General features: G+C 63.1%; 16 protein-coding genes. 11 read left to right on the forward strand and 5 right to left on the reverse strand.

Annotation, left to right across the window (positions count from 1 at the left end; genetic code table 11):
- The first annotated feature begins 1 nt into the window (after position 1).
- The 10 genes from JXQ94_RS01445 to JXQ94_RS01490 all read left to right on the forward strand — a co-directional run bounded on the left by JXQ94_RS01445 (position 2) and on the right by JXQ94_RS01490 (position 9,673).
- The gene (locus tag JXQ94_RS01445; protein ID WP_295695722.1) at positions 2–436 is read left to right on the forward strand and encodes an ExbD/TolR family protein; all 435 of its coding nucleotides are present in this window, start codon (positions 2–4) and stop codon (positions 434–436) included.
- 13 nt (positions 437–449) lie between these two features.
- Entirely contained in the window at positions 450–1,283 is an 834-nt protein-coding gene (locus JXQ94_RS01450; protein ID WP_421922049.1) for a hypothetical protein, read from the forward strand.
- Between the two features lie 27 nt (positions 1,284–1,310).
- Positions 1,311–2,672: a Tol-Pal system protein TolB gene (locus JXQ94_RS01455; protein ID WP_421922050.1), complete on the forward strand. Its 1,362-nt coding sequence runs from the start codon at positions 1,311–1,313 to the stop codon at positions 2,670–2,672.
- A gap of 132 nt (positions 2,673–2,804) precedes the next feature.
- Complete coding sequence (pal, locus tag JXQ94_RS01460; protein WP_421922051.1) at positions 2,805–3,332, forward strand: peptidoglycan-associated lipoprotein Pal; 528 nt, start codon at positions 2,805–2,807, stop codon at positions 3,330–3,332.
- Between the two features lie 110 nt (positions 3,333–3,442).
- A complete protein-coding gene (gene ybgF / locus JXQ94_RS01465) occupies positions 3,443–4,342 on the forward strand; it encodes a tol-pal system protein YbgF (protein WP_421922052.1) in 900 nt (299 codons plus the stop codon).
- A 7-nt stretch (positions 4,343–4,349) separates the two neighbouring features.
- Entirely contained in the window at positions 4,350–5,711 is a 1,362-nt protein-coding gene (gene tilS / locus JXQ94_RS01470) for a tRNA lysidine(34) synthetase TilS (protein ID WP_421922053.1), read from the forward strand.
- A 98-nt stretch (positions 5,712–5,809) separates the two neighbouring features.
- Positions 5,810–7,723, forward strand: a complete 1,914-nt coding sequence (gene ftsH / locus JXQ94_RS01475; RefSeq protein ID WP_421922054.1) for an ATP-dependent zinc metalloprotease FtsH — start codon at positions 5,810–5,812, stop codon at positions 7,721–7,723.
- Between the two features lie 133 nt (positions 7,724–7,856).
- Complete coding sequence (gene folP, locus JXQ94_RS01480; protein WP_421922055.1) at positions 7,857–8,687, forward strand: dihydropteroate synthase; 831 nt, start codon at positions 7,857–7,859, stop codon at positions 8,685–8,687.
- A complete protein-coding gene (locus JXQ94_RS01485) occupies positions 8,688–9,329 on the forward strand; it encodes a glutathione S-transferase family protein (protein WP_421922056.1) in 642 nt (213 codons plus the stop codon).
- Positions 9,330–9,334: 5 nt separating this feature from the next.
- A complete protein-coding gene (locus tag JXQ94_RS01490) occupies positions 9,335–9,673 on the forward strand; it encodes a DMT family transporter (RefSeq protein ID WP_421922057.1) in 339 nt (112 codons plus the stop codon).
- Here the strand turns inward: JXQ94_RS01490 and JXQ94_RS01495 are convergent.
- From JXQ94_RS01495 to JXQ94_RS01510, 4 genes are all read right to left on the reverse strand, one after another.
- Entirely contained in the window at positions 9,670–10,878 is a 1,209-nt protein-coding gene (locus tag JXQ94_RS01495) for a M24 family metallopeptidase (protein ID WP_421922058.1), read from the reverse strand. The two genes, JXQ94_RS01490 and JXQ94_RS01495, sit on opposite strands and share 4 nt — an antisense overlap.
- 76 nt (positions 10,879–10,954) lie before the next feature.
- Positions 10,955–11,716: a cupin domain-containing protein gene (locus JXQ94_RS01500; protein WP_421922059.1), complete on the reverse strand. Its 762-nt coding sequence runs from the start codon at positions 11,714–11,716 to the stop codon at positions 10,955–10,957.
- 97 nt (positions 11,717–11,813) lie between these two features.
- On the reverse strand, positions 11,814–12,470 hold the full coding sequence (locus JXQ94_RS01505; RefSeq protein WP_421922060.1) for a TetR/AcrR family transcriptional regulator: 657 nt from the start codon (positions 12,468–12,470) through the stop codon (positions 11,814–11,816).
- A 3-nt stretch (positions 12,471–12,473) separates the two neighbouring features.
- Positions 12,474–13,481: an RluA family pseudouridine synthase gene (locus tag JXQ94_RS01510; protein ID WP_421922061.1), complete on the reverse strand. Its 1,008-nt coding sequence runs from the start codon at positions 13,479–13,481 to the stop codon at positions 12,474–12,476.
- Positions 13,482–13,747: 266 nt separating this feature from the next.
- Between JXQ94_RS01510 and JXQ94_RS01515 the strand changes: the two genes are divergently transcribed.
- Complete coding sequence (locus tag JXQ94_RS01515; RefSeq protein WP_421922062.1) at positions 13,748–15,448, forward strand: alkaline phosphatase D family protein; 1,701 nt, start codon at positions 13,748–13,750, stop codon at positions 15,446–15,448.
- A gap of 145 nt (positions 15,449–15,593) precedes the next feature.
- Here JXQ94_RS01515 and folE read toward each other — a convergent pair whose 3' ends face one another.
- Positions 15,594–16,211 carry a GTP cyclohydrolase I FolE gene (folE, locus tag JXQ94_RS01520; RefSeq protein WP_295694056.1) on the reverse strand — a complete coding sequence of 206 codons (618 nt, stop codon included), beginning with the start codon at positions 16,209–16,211 and terminating at the stop codon, positions 15,594–15,596.
- Positions 16,212–16,427 lie beyond the last annotated feature (216 nt).

The raw sequence follows: 16,427 nt of genomic DNA on the forward strand, positions 1-16,427 counted from the left end.
GATGGCCGTTTCGCTCGATAGCGGCGGTTCCCGTCGCGGCCGCGCCCGCTGGAAGCCCAAGGCCGAGATCAATGTCACGCCTTTCGTGGATGTGATGCTGGTCTTGCTCATCGTCTTCATGATCACCGCACCCCTGCTCACCGTGGGCGTACCGGTCAATCTGCCGGAAACCGAGGCGCGCAATCTGCCGGCTGGCGAAGAACCGCTCACCGTGACGGTCAATGCCGACGGCGTGATCTTTCTGCAGGAGACCGAGGTCGAAATCGCCGAGCTGGTCCCGCGCCTGCGGGCGATTGCCGGGACCGGTTTTGATGCGCGCATCTATATCCGGGCTGATGACGGCGCCGCCTATGGCGATGTTGCGCGTGTCATGGCCAATATCAATGCGGCGGGCTTCTCCAATCTGGGCCTGGTGACGGACCCGGTCGAGCGGTAGCGGCGGCAATCTGGTGCGTGGTCTTGTTCTCTCCCTTTTTGTGCATGTCGGCATCATCGCCGGCGGGTTGATCTATCTGCCCCGCATGTCGCAAGTGCTGGAGAGCGCGCCCATTGTGCCAGTCGAGCTGGTCACGCTTGCGGACACCACGAATATCCGCGCCGCGCGTCCCGACCCGGAGCCGATCGAGGACGTGGCGCCGGAAGACTCGATCGACGATGTCATCGCCGAGCCGGCGGAAGCTCCGGCGCCCGAGCCCGATCCGGTCGAGACCGAGCCGGAGATCATCGACATGGAGCCCGAAACGCCAGCCGAGCCCGATCCAGAGCCGGTCGACGAAGACCCGGAGCCTGAACCTGAACCGGCTGAAGCTGACCCCGCGCCACCACCCGAGCGTCGCCGGGATCCGGAACCGGCTGAGCCGTCGCTTGATGATATTCTCGGGGACTTGTCCCGCAGCATTGCCGAAAACCGTGATCCGCAGACCGCCGATGACGGCGCGCGCCGCAATGCGGTCGGTAATGGTGAGGAAATGACCGCGACGCTACAGGTCATGCTGCGCTCGCATCTGGCCCGCTGCTGGCGTGCGTCGCTGGATGCGCCCGAGCCGGATGAGCTGGCTGTCCAACTGGTTCTGGATTTGGATCGCAATGGCGAGCTGACCGGCCCGCCGCGCCTCACCGATCAATCGCGGGTGCTGAACTCGCCCAATCCCTATCTGCGTGTGGCCGGCGAACGGGCCCTGCGGGCGGCCGTTCAATGCCAGCCCTATCCGTTGCCGCCGGAAGCCTATTCTCAATGGCGTCAAATTGAGGTCAATTTCTCGCCGTCCTTATACGGTGGCTAGTCACATTCGTCCCGGAGACCCTGTCCCATGACCCGAATTCTTGTCCTGTTTGCTGCGCTGCTCGCCCTGATTGGCTGGTCCGCTGCCTCCGACGCCCAGGAACCGCTGCGGGTCGATGTGACCCAGGGCAATCTTGATCCCATGCCGATCGCCGTCCCCGATTTCGTCGGCGCCTCCGACGAGGCGCTGCGGCGCGGGGCCGATATCACGCGTGTGGTCGCAAATGACCTGGCCAGTTCCGGACTCTTCGTGCCGGTCGATCAGGATGCCTTCATCGAGGACATCGCGAATATCGACCTGCGTCCGCGCTTTTCCGATTGGCGGGTCATCAATGCCGATGCGCTTCTGGTTGGCAGTGTCACCATCCAGGAAGATGGTCGACTCGTTGTCGGCTTCCGCTTGTGGGACACGCGTCTGGAGGAGCAGCTTCTCGGTCTTCAATACCGGACCGCGCCGGAAAACTGGCGCCGGGTGGCGCATCGCCTCGCTGACGCCGTATATGAGCGACTGACCGGCGAGACCGGCTATTTCAATACGCGCATCGTCTATGTCTCAGAAGGTCGCGGGATTGAGGGTGAGCCTATCCGCCAGCTGGCGCTGATGGACCAGGATGGCGCCAATCCGTCCTTCCTCACCGATCGCTCCTACATGGCCCTGCTGCCCAATTACTCGCCCAGCGCCCAGGAGATCACCTATGTCTCCTTCCTCGACGGCCAGGCGACGACTTATCTGTACAATCTCGAAACCGGCCGCCAGGAAGCGCTCTTTGCCTCTGGCGGGGCGGGTGCAGCCAGTCAGGTCGACCCGGACGGTCAAAGCCTGTCCGCGCGTTTCTCGCCGGACGGATCCGAGCTGGCTGTTTCCATCGAGACTCGGTCAGGCCATGACATTCACCTCTTCGACCTGCAGACGCGCAATCTGCAACGTCTGACCCAGCACCCGGCTGATGATGTCGAGCCGTCCTTCGCCCCGGATGGCGAGCGCATCGTATTCTCCTCGGCGCGCGGAGGGGGCTCGCAGCTCTATGTGATGAATCGTGATGGCAGCGATGTTCAACGCATCACATTCGGATCAGGCCGCTATACAACGCCGGTCTGGTCGCCCCGCGGCGATCTGATCGCCTTCACCAAACAGGTAGGTGGTCAATTCCTGCTCGGCGTGGTCCGCGCTGACGGGTCCGGCATCGAGCGAATTCTGTATGAGGGCTATTTCGTCGACACCCCGGCCTGGTCACCGAATGGCCGCGTCCTGCTGTTCACGCGCGGGGAAGCGCGCAGCAATGGTACCCGGTATGAAATCTGGAGTGTTGATCTTGCAGGTTTCAATCTGCGGCGGTTGGCGACGGGTGGAATGGCGTCCGACCCGGCATGGTCGCCCTTGATTGAGTAGACGATTTCTGCGTAACGTTTTGACCGGTATGCGGCGCCATTGGGGGGGTCGCCATCGGTACAACATCACGTTTCGCGTGATTGGGAGTAAGTCACAGGCCTTGGCGCTTGGGCTGGATGAGGGTGTAACATTATGAAAATCAAACTTTTTGCCATTGCGGCGCTTGGGGCGTTTGCGACCGCTTGTGCTTCGACACCACCGGTGGATGACACGCCGCCGATGCGCGATCCGGATCCGATTGTCGAGCCGGACAATACCGGTCCTGTCGATACCGGCCCGGGCTATCAGCTGGGTTCGACGGAGCATTTCGTTGAAGCCGCCGGCGACCGTGTCTTCTTCGGTCTTGATCGCAGCGATCTGTCCGACGAAGCCCGTATGACGCTCCGCCGTCAGGCCGCATGGCTGGCTTCCTATCCGGGTGCCCGCATCCTCGTCGCCGGTAATTGTGACGAGCGGGGCACGCGCGAATACAATCTGGCTCTCGGCGCACGTCGCGCCAATGCGGCCCGCACCTATCTGATCAGCCAGGGTGTCGATCCGTCGCGGATTTCGACCACCTCCTACGGCAAGGAACGCCCGACCTGTACGCAGTCGTCGGAAACCTGCTGGGCGGTCAACCGCAACTCGACCACGACGCTGGTCGGTGGCTACACCAACTAAGCTGTTGCAGTTTGTGACAGGGAACGCCCGTGACACCTGTGTCGCGGGCGTTTTCCATTCACGGTCCGAACGCCGCAATTTTGCCGTCCTCGTTCGCTAGGTGCGTATTCATGATCAGATATCTTTGTTTCTCCGCCCTCTCTGTTGCGCTGATTGCCGCGACTCCCGCTGACGCCCAGTCCCGCCGCGAGCTGGCAGAACGGATTGATGCGACGGAGGTTCGCATCGGTGAACTGGAATCCGAATTCATGGCGGGTGACCCGGTGGCTGAAGCCCTGATCCGGCGCATGGACGAGCTGGAATACCAGGTCCAGTCACTGACGGGTGAGGCCGAACGATTGAGCTTCGAGAACCGGCAGCTCCGTCAGCAAGTCGAAACCCTGCAAGACGAGATGGAAGCGGCGCGCCGCCCGGCAGCACCGGCGCCTGATGACCCTGCCGTCGCCTGGATGAATGAAGGCCTTGGCCCGGACGGTGAAACTGTCCTGCAAAATGGGGCCGAGACCGCGAATGGCGCTGAACTCGCCGTCATCGACCCCGATGATCCGCATGGCGAAGCCCGGGCCGCCGCGACGGGCGTGCTTGGCGGCGCCCCGGCGTCGGGCACTGGCGGCGGAGCCGCGCCGCTTGATCCGGCCACGACCTACGAAGCCGCTCGCGCGCGGCTACTGGACGGCGACTTCATCGGTGCTCAGGACGGGTTCGAGCGCTTTGTGGCTGACAATCCCGATCATGGCCTGACATCGCAGGCCTATTACTGGCTTGGCGAAACTTTCTATGTGCGCAGCGATTTCACCCGCGCTGCCGATGCCTATATCGCCTCGCTGCGCCAGCAGCCCGAGGGCGAGAAGGCGCCGGATGCCCTCGTGCGCCTTGCCGCCTCCTTGCACGGGATGGGGCGGACCGAAGATGCGTGCGCCACCCTGGCTCGCTTTGGTCGCCAATTCCCCAATGCAGCGCCCGCCTCGCAGGCTCGTGCCGCGCGGGAGTCGGTACGCGCCAACTGCTGACAGGCTTTTGCTCGCGCCCGCCGATACGGTCTTCGCCGCGCTGGATGAATTGGCCGGTGACGGGCGAATTGGCCTGGCTTGTTCCGGCGGCGGTGACAGCCTTGCCCTGCTTCTCCTCGCCTCCGACTGGGCCCGGCAAAACGGTCGCAGCCTGCATGTCCTGACCGTCGATCACCGTCTGCGGGAAGAGAGCCGCGCGGAAGCCGATCTCGTGGTTTCGGCCGCGCGCCGCCTCGGCTGGGCGTGTGACGTCCTGCATTGGGACAAGGCGCGGCCCGGACATGGATTGCAGGCCCGCGCTCGGGCCGCCCGCCACGTCTTGCTTGCCCGCGCCTGCCGGCAGCATGATCTGTCGGTATTGCTGATGGCTCATACCCGCGATGATCAGGCCGAGACAGTCGCCCTGCGGCTTGCCGCCGGCGGCAGTTGGCGCAGCGCGACGGGCATGTCGTGCCAGGCACCGTCCCCGGCCTGGCCCGAGGGCCGTGACCTGATCCTGGCAAGGCCCTGTCTCGGTGTCAGCCGGGCGGACCTGCGTGATGTTCTGGTGCGGCGTGGTGTGTCCTGGGTTGAAGATCCGTCGAATGCTGACCGTCACTATGCCCGCATTCGCATGCGGGACCGTCTGATGGCTCTGGGTGAAGCCGGCTTCTCGCCCGACCGGGTCGCCGCCTTGGCGGACGTCTTGGGCCCGATCCGGCTGGCCGAACGACAGTCGGCCTGGCTGGCTGCCCGGACATGCCTCGTCCTCAAGGACTGGGGCGCCGCCGAGATTGATTGCGCCGCCTGGGCCCGGATCGTGCCTGCGGTGCGCCTGACCCTGCTTGAAGCGCTCGTCTCAGCGGTCTCGGGGCAGGCCTTGAGTCCATCGCGTGCCCGTCTGGAGCCGTTAGATGAGGCCCTTCTAGCTGGCCGTCCCCTGTCAGGGTGTGGCGTCGGGCTCATGGGCCGGGCCGACGCCCGCATGATCATGGTCCGGGACCGCGGAGCGCTGCTCGGGCGTGTTGATCACGCCGCGCCGGAGCCGTGGCGGGTCGAGCCGGATGGAGCGCGTGTCTTTGATGGCCGTTTCGAAATCTCGGCGGATGCGAGCAAGCTTGATTGGTCGGTCATGGGAGATACGTATGAGGGACTGCAAATGCGCGCTATACTCGACGCCGTTCCCGGAGCTGCGCGCCCGGGCCTGCTGGTTGCGCGTCACGAAGGGCGGATTGTTCTGATCGCCGGTCTGGATGCCGGCCTGGCGACCGGGAATAACGAAAGCGTGACCGCGACAAAGCTCGTCCGCCCGCTTATCGCGCACAGATTTTGCAGGCGTCTGCTTCCGCAAACTGCGGGCAGATGGTTTGATGCCTGGAAGGCAGCCTGACGACGGGATTGTCGAATAGCTGTCACTCCGACTCGCACTGTGGACTTGGAATGCCCATATCAGGTCTGGAATGACCGTATGATTGAACGGAAAAACACATGCCGATGAGAAATATTGCGATCTGGGCCGTTGTTGGCCTTCTGGTCCTGGTCCTGGTTCAGATGATCAGCCGTCCGGCCGATCCGGCAAGTGCGCTGCCGGGCCCGTCCTATTCGGACTTCCTGGACCGGGTCGAACGCAATGAAATCTCGAGCGCAACGATCACCGGCGATACGCTGGTGGCGCAGACCAATTCCGGTGAAAGCTTCGAAGTGGTCCTCCCGCCGTCGGATACCGAAACGGTTGCGATCCTGCGCGAGGCCAATGTGAATATCCGCGTCGAGGAAGCGTCCGAGGGTGGCAATGTCTTCCTGATGCTGCTGGGCAACTGGTTCCCGCTTCTTCTGCTGATCGGCGTCTGGATTTTCTTCATGCGCCAGATGCAGGGGGGGGGACGCGGCGGTGCGATGGGCTTCGGCAAGTCCAAGGCGCGTCTGCTGACGGAACATCATGGTCGCAAGACCTTTGATGATGTCGCCGGTGTCGATGAAGCCAAGGATGAACTCCAGGAAGTCGTCGAATACCTGAAGGACCCGTCGAAATTCCAGCGTCTGGGCGGTAAGATTCCCAAAGGCGCCCTTCTGGTTGGCCCTCCGGGTACCGGCAAGACGCTTCTCGCCCGCGCCGTGGCCGGCGAAGCCAATGTGCCTTTCTTCACCATTTCCGGTTCCGATTTCGTCGAGATGTTCGTCGGTGTTGGCGCTTCGCGCGTCCGTGACATGTTCGAACAGGCCAAGAAGAACGCGCCCTGCATCATCTTCATCGACGAGATCGACGCTGTCGGCCGCTCGCGTGGCGCTGGCCTGGGCGGGGGCAATGACGAGCGCGAACAGACCCTCAACCAGTTGCTGGTCGAGATGGACGGGTTCGAGTCCAATGAGGGCATCATCCTGATCGCCGCAACCAACCGTCCTGACGTGCTCGATCCCGCGCTCTTGCGTCCCGGTCGTTTCGACCGCCAGGTCGTGGTCCCCAATCCGGACATCACCGGTCGCGAGAAGATCGTGAAAGTCCACATGCGCGATGTGCCGCTTTCCGAGGATGTTGATCCGAAGGTGATTGCACGCGGTACGCCGGGCTTCTCCGGTGCGGATCTGGCCAATCTGGTCAATGAGGCCGCCCTGCTGGCGGCCCGCCGCAACAAGCGCCGGGTGTCGATGCAGGAGTTTGAAGACGCCAAGGACAAGGTCATGATGGGGCCGGAACGCCGCTCCATGGTCATGTCCGAGAAGGAAAAGCAGCTCACCGCCTATCACGAGTCCGGGCACGCTATCGTCGCGATCAATGTCCCATCGGCCGACCCGGTCCACAAGGCGACCATTATTCCGCGCGGCCGTGCCCTGGGCATGGTCATGCAATTGCCGGAAGGCGACAAGATGTCGATGACGCATGAGGAAATGACCTCGCGCCTCGCCATCATGATGGGCGGCCGTGTGGCCGAGGAGATGAAGTTCGGCAAGGAGAAGGTGACGTCCGGCGCGGCGTCCGACATCCAGCAGGCGACCCGTCTGGCCAAGGCCATGGTCACACAATGGGGTTTCTCCGAAGAGCTCGGTCCGATCGATTATGCCGACAATCAGGGCGAGGTCTTCCTCGGCCAGCAATTGGTGCAGAGCAAATCGGTCTCCGGCACAACGGCTCGCAAGATCGAGGAAGAAGTGCGCGCTCTGGTCCAGACCGGCATGGATGAAGCGCGCCGTGTCCTGACTGAAAAGCGCAAGGATTGGGAGACCCTGTCCGAAGGTCTGCTCGAATACGAAACCTTGTCCGGCAGCGAGATCACCGACCTGCTCAATGGCAAGCCGCCAAGCCGTCCCGATGATACGCCGCGCCCGCCGAGCGACACGCCGACCAGCGCCGTGCCGACGACTGACGAAGGCCCGGACGCCGACCCGGAGCCGCAAGGCGCCTGATTACATTAGCGTCGCTGGAATGAAGAGAGCCCCGGACCTGACATGGTTCGGGGCTTTTCAATTGTCGCGCCGGTCCGGCGCAGCGTATATCAGGGGTAGGCAATTGATCGCCCATTCCAGCTAGCGGATCGTCATGGCCAAGTTTCGTTCCCGCCGCCAATCGGACCTCCCCTTTGTCATGGGCGTGCTCAATGTCACGCCGGACAGTTTTTCCGATGGTGGTGATTTCATCGACCAGGAAGCCGCGGTTACGCGTGGCCTCGAAATGCTCGGCAATGGTGCCGACGTCATCGATGTCGGTGGCGAGTCGACCCGTCCGGGTGCCGCGCCGGTTGCCGAGGATGAGGAGCTGCGCCGCGTCATCCCGGTGATCAAGACGCTGCGCGAGCGGTCCGGCGCCCGCATTTCAATCGACACGTTCAAGCCGTCGGTGGCCCGCGCTGCGGTCGAGGCGGGCGCTGACATCTGGAATGACGTCATGGCCTTGCGCGCGGACGGCGCGGTCGAGACGGCGGCGGAACTCGGCGTGCCGGTCATCCTCATGCACATGTTCGGCACCCCCCAAACCATGCAGAAGGACCCGCAATACGAGGATGTCGTATCGGATGTTTGCGACTTCCTGACCGAGCGCGCCGATATCGCCATGGCCCGCGGGGTCAGCGCGGACAGTATCTGGCTCGATCCGGGCATCGGTTTCGGCAAGTCGCTCGATCACAATTTGGCTCTCATGCATGACCTCGATCAGGTGATCGGCCTGGGCTACCCGGTCCTGTTTGGGGCCTCCCGAAAACGTTTTATTGCCGCGATTGACGAGGGAGCGGCTGAGATGGAGCGGTTGGGCGGATCGCTGGCCGCAGCCCTGCGCGCCGCCGTGGCAGGCGCGGCCATGGTCCGGGTCCATGATGTGCGCATGACCGTGCAGGCGCTGAAAGTCCAGGCCGCCATTCGCAAGGGGCGCGCCTGAATGGCTTACACGCTCTATGGCAAGGCCGGCTTCGGATCGGTCTGTGTCGAGGCAGCGCTTGAGCTGGTTGGGGCGGACTATGAGTTCGTCGAGGTCGATCCGCTTGGCGAGGCAGATGAGCAGCGGCGAGTGCGGGCCATAAACCCGGTCGGCCAGGTGCCGACCCTGGTGCTGCCCGATGACAGCGTGATGACCGAAAGCGCTGCCATCCTGATCTGGCTGGGAGACCGTTACCCCGGCGCTGGTCTCGCGCCGCCAATCGACGCGCCTGAACGGGCCGAGTATCTGCGCTGGATGTTGTTTCTCGCTTCCAGCATCTATTCAACTTTCACGATCTCCGACGGGCCGGAGCGTTTCCACCGGGACAGCGCGACCCATGCCGGCCTGCTGGAAATGGCGGATCGCCGCCGCCTCGACATGTGGACGGTGATGAATGATGCCTTTGATGGCGTGCCGGGTCCCTTTCTGCTTGGCGAGAGCCTGAGTCTGCTGGACATCTATGTCGCGATGATGAGCCGCTGGGATCCCGGTCGGGCTGCGTTTGTGTCGGCGTGTCCGGCGCTGTTGCCCGCGGTCGAGCTGACCGAAGCTGATCCGGTCGTGGCCGAGGTCTGGGCCCGCAATTTTCGTCGCGAGCACTGATTGCAATGGGCTGGCTGACCAATCCCTGGACCCTGCTGGTGCTTGGCGGTGTCTGTGAAATGGGCTGGGCGCTGGGTTTCAAATATGTCCGCAGCGACGCGCCCTGGTGGCAGCACGCTGCCGTACTGGCCGCGTTGGCCGCGTCCATGGCGCTCTTGTGGGTGGCGATGAAGTCTCTGCCAGCGGGAACCGCTTACGCCGTCTGGACCGGCATTGGTGCGCTCGGCGTGGCGACGATCGGCATTCTCGTTTTCAACGAGCCGGTGACCCATTTGCGGATCCTCTTCCTGGCCCTGATTCTGATCGGAATCATCGGCTTGAAGGCGGTCAGCGGCGAGACCTAGCCGAACGGATCGTCGATCGCGTACGAGGGTTCGGTGAACCAGCGCGGTCCGGTCGGTGTCATGTAGAAATGATCCTCCAGCCGGATCCCGAACTCGCCCGGCACACAGATCATCGGCTCATTCGAGAAACACATGCCCGCCTCCAGCGGCGTTTCATCACCGCCAACGAGATAGGGGCGTTCATGGATGTCGAGGCCGATGCCATGGCCGGTCCGGTGCGGGATGCCAGGCAGGGTATAGCCAGGGCCGAAGCCGCGTCGTTCTGCTTCCGTGCGGGCGGCCGCATCGACGGAGCTGCAGGTCGCGCCAATCTGTGCCGCCTGAAAGGCGGCCAGCTGGCAGGCTTTCTCGGCGTCCCAGACTTCGCGTTGGCGGTCGGTGGGCGCGCCGAACACATAGCTGCGCGTGATGTCGGACTGGTAGCCATGAATGGCACAGCCGGTGTCAATCAGCACGACGTCGCCGTCTTCCAGTGTCTTGGGATGGGCGACGCCATGGGGAAAGGCTGTGTCCGGTCCGAACAGGACAATGCAGAAGGTCGAGCCGCCCGGCGCGCCGACGGCCTTGTGGGCGGCGTGGATGAATTCGGTCACTTCGCCGGTGGAAATGCCCGGGCGCAGGATGCGCGCCACCGCCGCGTGAACCTGGAGTGTTGCTGTCTTGGTCGCCTGCATGAGGGCGATTTCCTCGGCATCCTTGACCATCCGGCCTGACAGCACAGCCTCGGCGGCGTCGCCGGTCTCGCCTTGCCACGCACGCGCGATGGCGTTGGCTGTGACGAGCGGCGTGGTCGGGTCGATTCCGAGGCATCCCTTGGCCGCGTCGAGTCGGGCGAGGACCGCACAGGGGTCCTCATGCTCTTCCCAGACGGCGAGCGGGGCGGAGAGCCGCATGAAACCTTCCAGTGTGCCGGTCTCAAAGGCCGGTCCGAGATAGGTCAGCCCGCCACTGGCCGTCACCAAGGCGCCAACCAGGCGTTCCGTCGCCGGCCAGCGCAGGCCGGTATAATAGTTCAGATTGGTACCCGCATTAAGCCAGATTGCATCGAGCCCGGCCTCACGCATGCGGCTTCGCAGCCGGTCCAATCGCTGGTGCAGGCTGTTTTCGGGGATGGGGTGGCAATGACTGAGGCGGTCCTTGAGCTGAGCGAGTTCTGTGGCCGCATCCGATCCACCGACGCCCTTGGTCATGGCTTGCGCTGTCATACCGGTCTCCTCTTGCCAGGCGGGCAGGCTAGGCGGCGGCGCTGCGCGAGACAACGCCGCCGGTGCAGGTGTGATGTCAGGCGCCTTCGCCGAACATGAAGAGCAGGAATTCTGCAGGCTCATCGAACGGGTTGAGGAATTCATGGCTCACGCCAGCCGGGATGAAAATCATCTGGCCATCGCCGACGTCCTGATCGATGCCGTCAATGCGCGCGACGGCGCGGTTGCCGGTGAAGATGATGAGGGTCGGGAAGTCATTGGTCCGGCTCCGCGGATCCGCATTCACATGTTGGCCCGGCATCACATAGCCGAAGCCGCTTCGGAAACCCGGCTGATAATAGATCAGGCCGGCATTGCCGCCATGGACTTCGCGGGTCTCATGCTCGCGCCAATTGATGATCTCCGGCGTGCCTCGTGTCCAGAAATGGAAGGTGAGCGCGAGGATGGCCGGATCAAAGTTCGCCCCCTCCATGAGCTCGATATCCATCGGCGCGTAGTCTGTCGAGAAGGCTTTGCCCATGGCTGTGAGGGCGGCCATCTCTCCGCGATCGACCTTGGTCAATGTCTCGGCCTCGGCCGTGTAGTAGAAGGTCGGGCTCTCTGGCTCACCGTGGCTGACGGTATAGCTGCCAGCTTCGGCGTCCATGGCAATGGTCCACCAATCACCTTCAACCACAACGCCGAACTCGGCGCTGGCCTGGAAGGTCGGGTCTTCGAGATAGTCGGCGGCGAAGCGTTCCAGAATGGCCTCGATGCCATCGTCCTGAGCCTGGGCAGTCATTGGCAAGACCAGTCCAGTGGTAAGTCCGGCGAGGCCGTATTTGATCCAGTTTTTCATCGTCACGTGTCCCTTTATCTATTCATCTCAGCCGTTTACGCTTGTAACTAACCGGGTAGATAGTTGTATGGGCGAAATTCCCCCCTGATACCCCGGCCTAGTCCTGCGACGACGTGATGCCCGAAAGCACAAGGTCGCGCAGGTGGCGCGTAAACGGCGCAGCCTCGATTTCGAAGTCTGCCATCCCTTGATGCGAGGAGATCGCCGTTCGGATGCGTCGGGTGACCGAAAAAAAGATTGCCGACCCGACAATCGACAGGTGCAGCATGTGCGGATCGACTGCGCGGAAGCGGCCGTCCGCTTGTCCGGCTTCGTAGAAACGGCGCGTGGTTTCCATGAAGCTGCGCAGCTTACGCGCCGGTCCTTCGCGGGTCATGATGTCGCCATCGAGATAGTCGCGCAGGATCATGCGCGGAAAGCTGGGGCGACCGATCACGGCGCGCGCAAAGACTTCGATGAAATCACCCATATCGGCCATCGGATCCACCGGCTCGGCCAACTCGGCTTTCAATTGGCTCAGAACATCATCGATAATGGCTTCTATGATGGCCGTGTAGAGCCCGTCTTTGCCCCCGAAATAATAGCGGACCATCGCCTTGTTGGCCTCGGCCTTCTCGGCAATGGCATCCAGCGTCGTTCCGGCAAAGCCATGGGCGGAAAACAAGTCCTCCCCGGCGGACATCAACCGCGCCTTGGTCGCCTCCGCATCGCGTCGACGCGCGGGGCGTGTTGGTGAGGCAGACGCGGCCGTCATCGCTCAGAGCGTCTCCAGGATGGCTTCAACCCGTTTCATGTCTTCGGGCAACTCGCTTTCAAACCGCAGGGTCTCGCCGGTCACCGGGTGTTTAAAACCGAGAATGGCCGCGTGCAGCGCCTGACGACGGAAATGCTTCAGCGTGCCGGATTCGTCATCATGCTCGAGCAGGCGTCCGCGCTTCTGCCCATAGACCGGATCACCCAGAAGCGGGCTATTGATATGGCCCATGTGGACGCGAATCTGGTGGGTGCGTCCGGTCTCCAGGCGACACTCGACCTTGGCTGCCATACCGGTCCCGATCGCGGCGCCGGCGGCCTGTCCATAGCGCTTCAGCGTCGTGTAATTCGTGACCGCATGCTTGCCCGCTTCCGAATTGGGGTCATGGGGGACTTCATATTTTTTGCGATCGCGGGAGGAGCGGGCTATCTGGGTCTCGATGCGTCCGGACTTGGGGCTCGGCGCATTGCGGGTGAAGGCGATATAGGCGCGCTCTACCGTGTGCCGGGCGAACTGCGTGCTGAGCCCCTGATGAGCCGCATCTGACTTGGCGACGACCATGACGCCGGACGTCTCCTTGTCGAGGCGGTGGACAATGCCGGGGCGCTCGACCCCGCCTATGCCCGACAGGGACCCGGCGCAATGATGAAGCAGGCCGTGAACCAGTGTTCCGGTCCAGTTTCCGGGTGCCGGGTGGACGGACAGGCCGGCTGGCTTCACGAGCACGATCAGATCGTCATCCTCGTGCAGGATGTCGAGATCCATCGGCTCTGGCATTGGCTTGTCCGCTCGCGGAGCCGGGATGCCGAGCGCGTAGGTCGAGCCGGCCAGGGTCTTGGCTGAGGGATCCGTCAACACGGCGCCGTCGACGACCAGATGCCCGCCGTCGATCAGCGCCTTGATGCGAGAGCGCGACAACGTATCAACTTGGGCCGTGAGCCAGCGGTCCAGGCGCTGCCCCGCCTCTTCCGGGGCAACCTCGAATGATCGTGTCTCTGCGATTTCGGTCATGGTCTGACACTCCCCCAGCTGATGCGCGAATGCAACGCGCAGATTGTTTGCTGCAGTGCGTCATGTAGCTGTCACCGGTGTGTCGGCAAAGCGTCATCGCCAGCGCAAAAACACCCTGAACGGGCGCGAGCCGTCGCGCCGTGAGAAAGCCCTGGCGCGTGCCGGCGGCCTGCCGAGGCGGTTGCAAGACTGCCCGCGCTGCGTCCATTCTGGCGACCGACTGAAAGACAATGGCGCTGGCAACACCGGCGCGGCGAGGGGACATCATGACCAAGACCAATCTGACACGCCGAACCGCCCTGATCGGGGCTGCAGGCGCCGGCCTTGCCGTGTCGTCCTGCTCCAAATCCCCGGACGTGTTCCGCCCTGTCGAGGCTGGCCATTTCAATCATGGTGTCGCCTCCGGCGATCCGGACCAGACGAGTGTCATGCTCTGGACGGCACTGACCGATGATGGCGGCGGCTATCGCGGGGTCGAGCTTGCGCGGGATGAGGCCTTTACCGACATCGTCTTCGCGCAGGGAGACGAGATCACCTATGTGATGATGCAACCGCTCGGCACGCTGAAAATCCTGGCGACCGGCCTCGAGCCGGGCACATCCTACTTCTATCGGTTCCGGCTCAATGATGAATACTCGCCGGTCGGCGTGACCCGAACGCTGCCCCAAGGCGCTCTTGCGCAATACCGGATCGGCGTCTTTTCCTGCTCCAATTTCCCGGCCGGGCACTTCAATGTCTATCGCGAAGCGGCCGAGAATGGCGATCTCGACCTGGTGCTTCACCTGGGCGACTATTTCTACGAGTACGGGCCGGGCGGGTATGCGACCGGGAATGCCGAGGCCATGAACCGGGTTCCGTCACCGGCGCACGAAATCCTGACCTATGAGGATTATGTGCAGCGCCATGCCCAGTACAAGTCCGACCCGGACCTGCAGGCGCTGCATGCTGCCGCGCCCTGGATTCTCAGCTGGGACGACCATGAAACCGCCAATGACGCCTGGTCAGGCGGTGCGGAAAATCACGATGAGGGCGAGGGGCTCTGGGCCGCGCGCCGTGATGCCGCATTGCGGGCCTGGTATGATTGGCAGCCTGCGCGCGAGCCGGGTGACGACCTGCGTCAACGCCGCGGCAGTTACGAAATCGGTGATCTCGCCACGCTTTGCCTGCTTGAAAGTCGTCTGATTGCGCGGGATCAGCAGGTTGGGCTCGAGACCTTCCCGATTGCCTCTGATGCGGATGAGACCGACCCCGCCAATCTCGACGCGGTGGCGACCTGGAAGCGTGATGTCGTCGGGGCCGAGGATCGCAGTTTGCTGGGCGCAGAGCAGATCGCCGAGATCCAAAGCGCCTGTGGCGCCTCGAAGGCTGCCGGCAAGCCGTGGCGCATTCTGGCCAATCAGGTGATCATGAGCCGGGTAAACTTCCCCAATTTCGCCGAGGAAATGCCCGGATGGCTGCGCTGGTGGGCCACCCGAAACAGCGAGTTTGCCCGCAATTTCATCATGAGTACGCGCTTCGGCATCCCCTTCAATCTCGACATGTGGGATGGCTACCCGGCCGAGCGCGAGCGCCTGTTTGCCGCCCTGCGGCAGGTCGATGCGGATATCATTACCCTGACCGGTGATGTCCACTCTTTCTGGACCAATGACCTGATCGATGGTGAGGGGAACAGGATTGGTACCGAGCTCGTCGGCTCATCCGTGACGAGCCCGTCGCCATTCTCGGGCTTCAAGGCACCCGGCGTCGATTACGGCAAGTTGATGATCGAGGCCAATGCCGACGTCGATCACTGCAATATGGAAGACCATGGCTATATCCGCCTGACCCTGACGCCAGACGTGGCCAATGCCGAATACATCAAGGTCAGCGATATCCTGACCCGTGATTATCGCGCCAGCATTGAGAGCGAATGGCGTATCCGGCCGACTTCAGGCGGTGAAGTGCCGCCCGTCGAGCGCGTGAGCTAGAGGCGACGGGATGCGCTGGCTAGCGCCTGACGCTTGCCAGCCAGCGCCCGATCTGGGCCGGCATCTCTCGCCGTAAACGAAAAAGCCCCGGAGCATGGCTCCGGGGCTTGGTTTTCGGCATGGCCCGGCTTCAGGCCTGAAGGGATCAGGCCCGCTCGACCATGCGCATGAAACGATCCTTCAGGTCGGCGTCATTGCGGAACTCGCCGGTGAAGGTGGTGGTGATGGTCGACACATTGGGGTGGTGCACGCCGCGCGTGGTCATGCACTGGTGCTTGGCGTCGATCAGGACGGCCACGCCGCGCGGCTCCATGGCCTCTGTCAGGGCGTCGGCGATCTGGGCCGTCATGGTCTCCTGGGTCTGCATGCGCTTGCAGAAGATTTCGACCACGCGGGCAATCTTGGAGATGCCGACCACGGCCTTGGACGGCAGATAGGCGACATGCGCCACGCCCATGATGGGGGCGAGGTGGTGTTCGCAATGGCTCTCGACATCGATGTTGGTGAGCATGACCATGTCATCATAGCCCTGCACATCCTCGAAGGTCTTGCCGAGCGCTTTGAGCGGATCGGCGTCATAACCGGAGAACCATTCCTCATAGGCCTTGACCACGCGCTTGGGCGTATCGATCAGGCCTTCACGGCTCGGGTCATCCCCGGCCCAGGAGATCAGGGTGCGAACGGCGGCTTCGGCCTCTTCGCGGCTTGGCTTGGTTTTGGCTGCAGTTGCAATACGGGCAGCGTCAGGGGTCACGGCGTCCATCCTCATGGATCCTTTCGTTCTCGGGTCGGCTCGGCGTATACGTCCAAACCGTAGTGCCGGTTTCCGGATCGAGGATGCAGACGACAGTCTTTCACTGTCGCGACCTGTTATCCTCTGCTTTCGCGCTTGCGCACTTGCGGTTATTTAGGCGGTCTGCGCCCGGTTTCCAATAATTCAGCCACACACGGCGCAGAATAATTCAGTATCACCCCAGAC

Origin of the sequence: Maricaulis maris, assembly GCF_049116555.1 — a bacterium.
In the GTDB taxonomy this organism is placed as follows: Bacteria; Pseudomonadota; Alphaproteobacteria; order Caulobacterales; family Maricaulaceae; genus Maricaulis; species Maricaulis maris_C.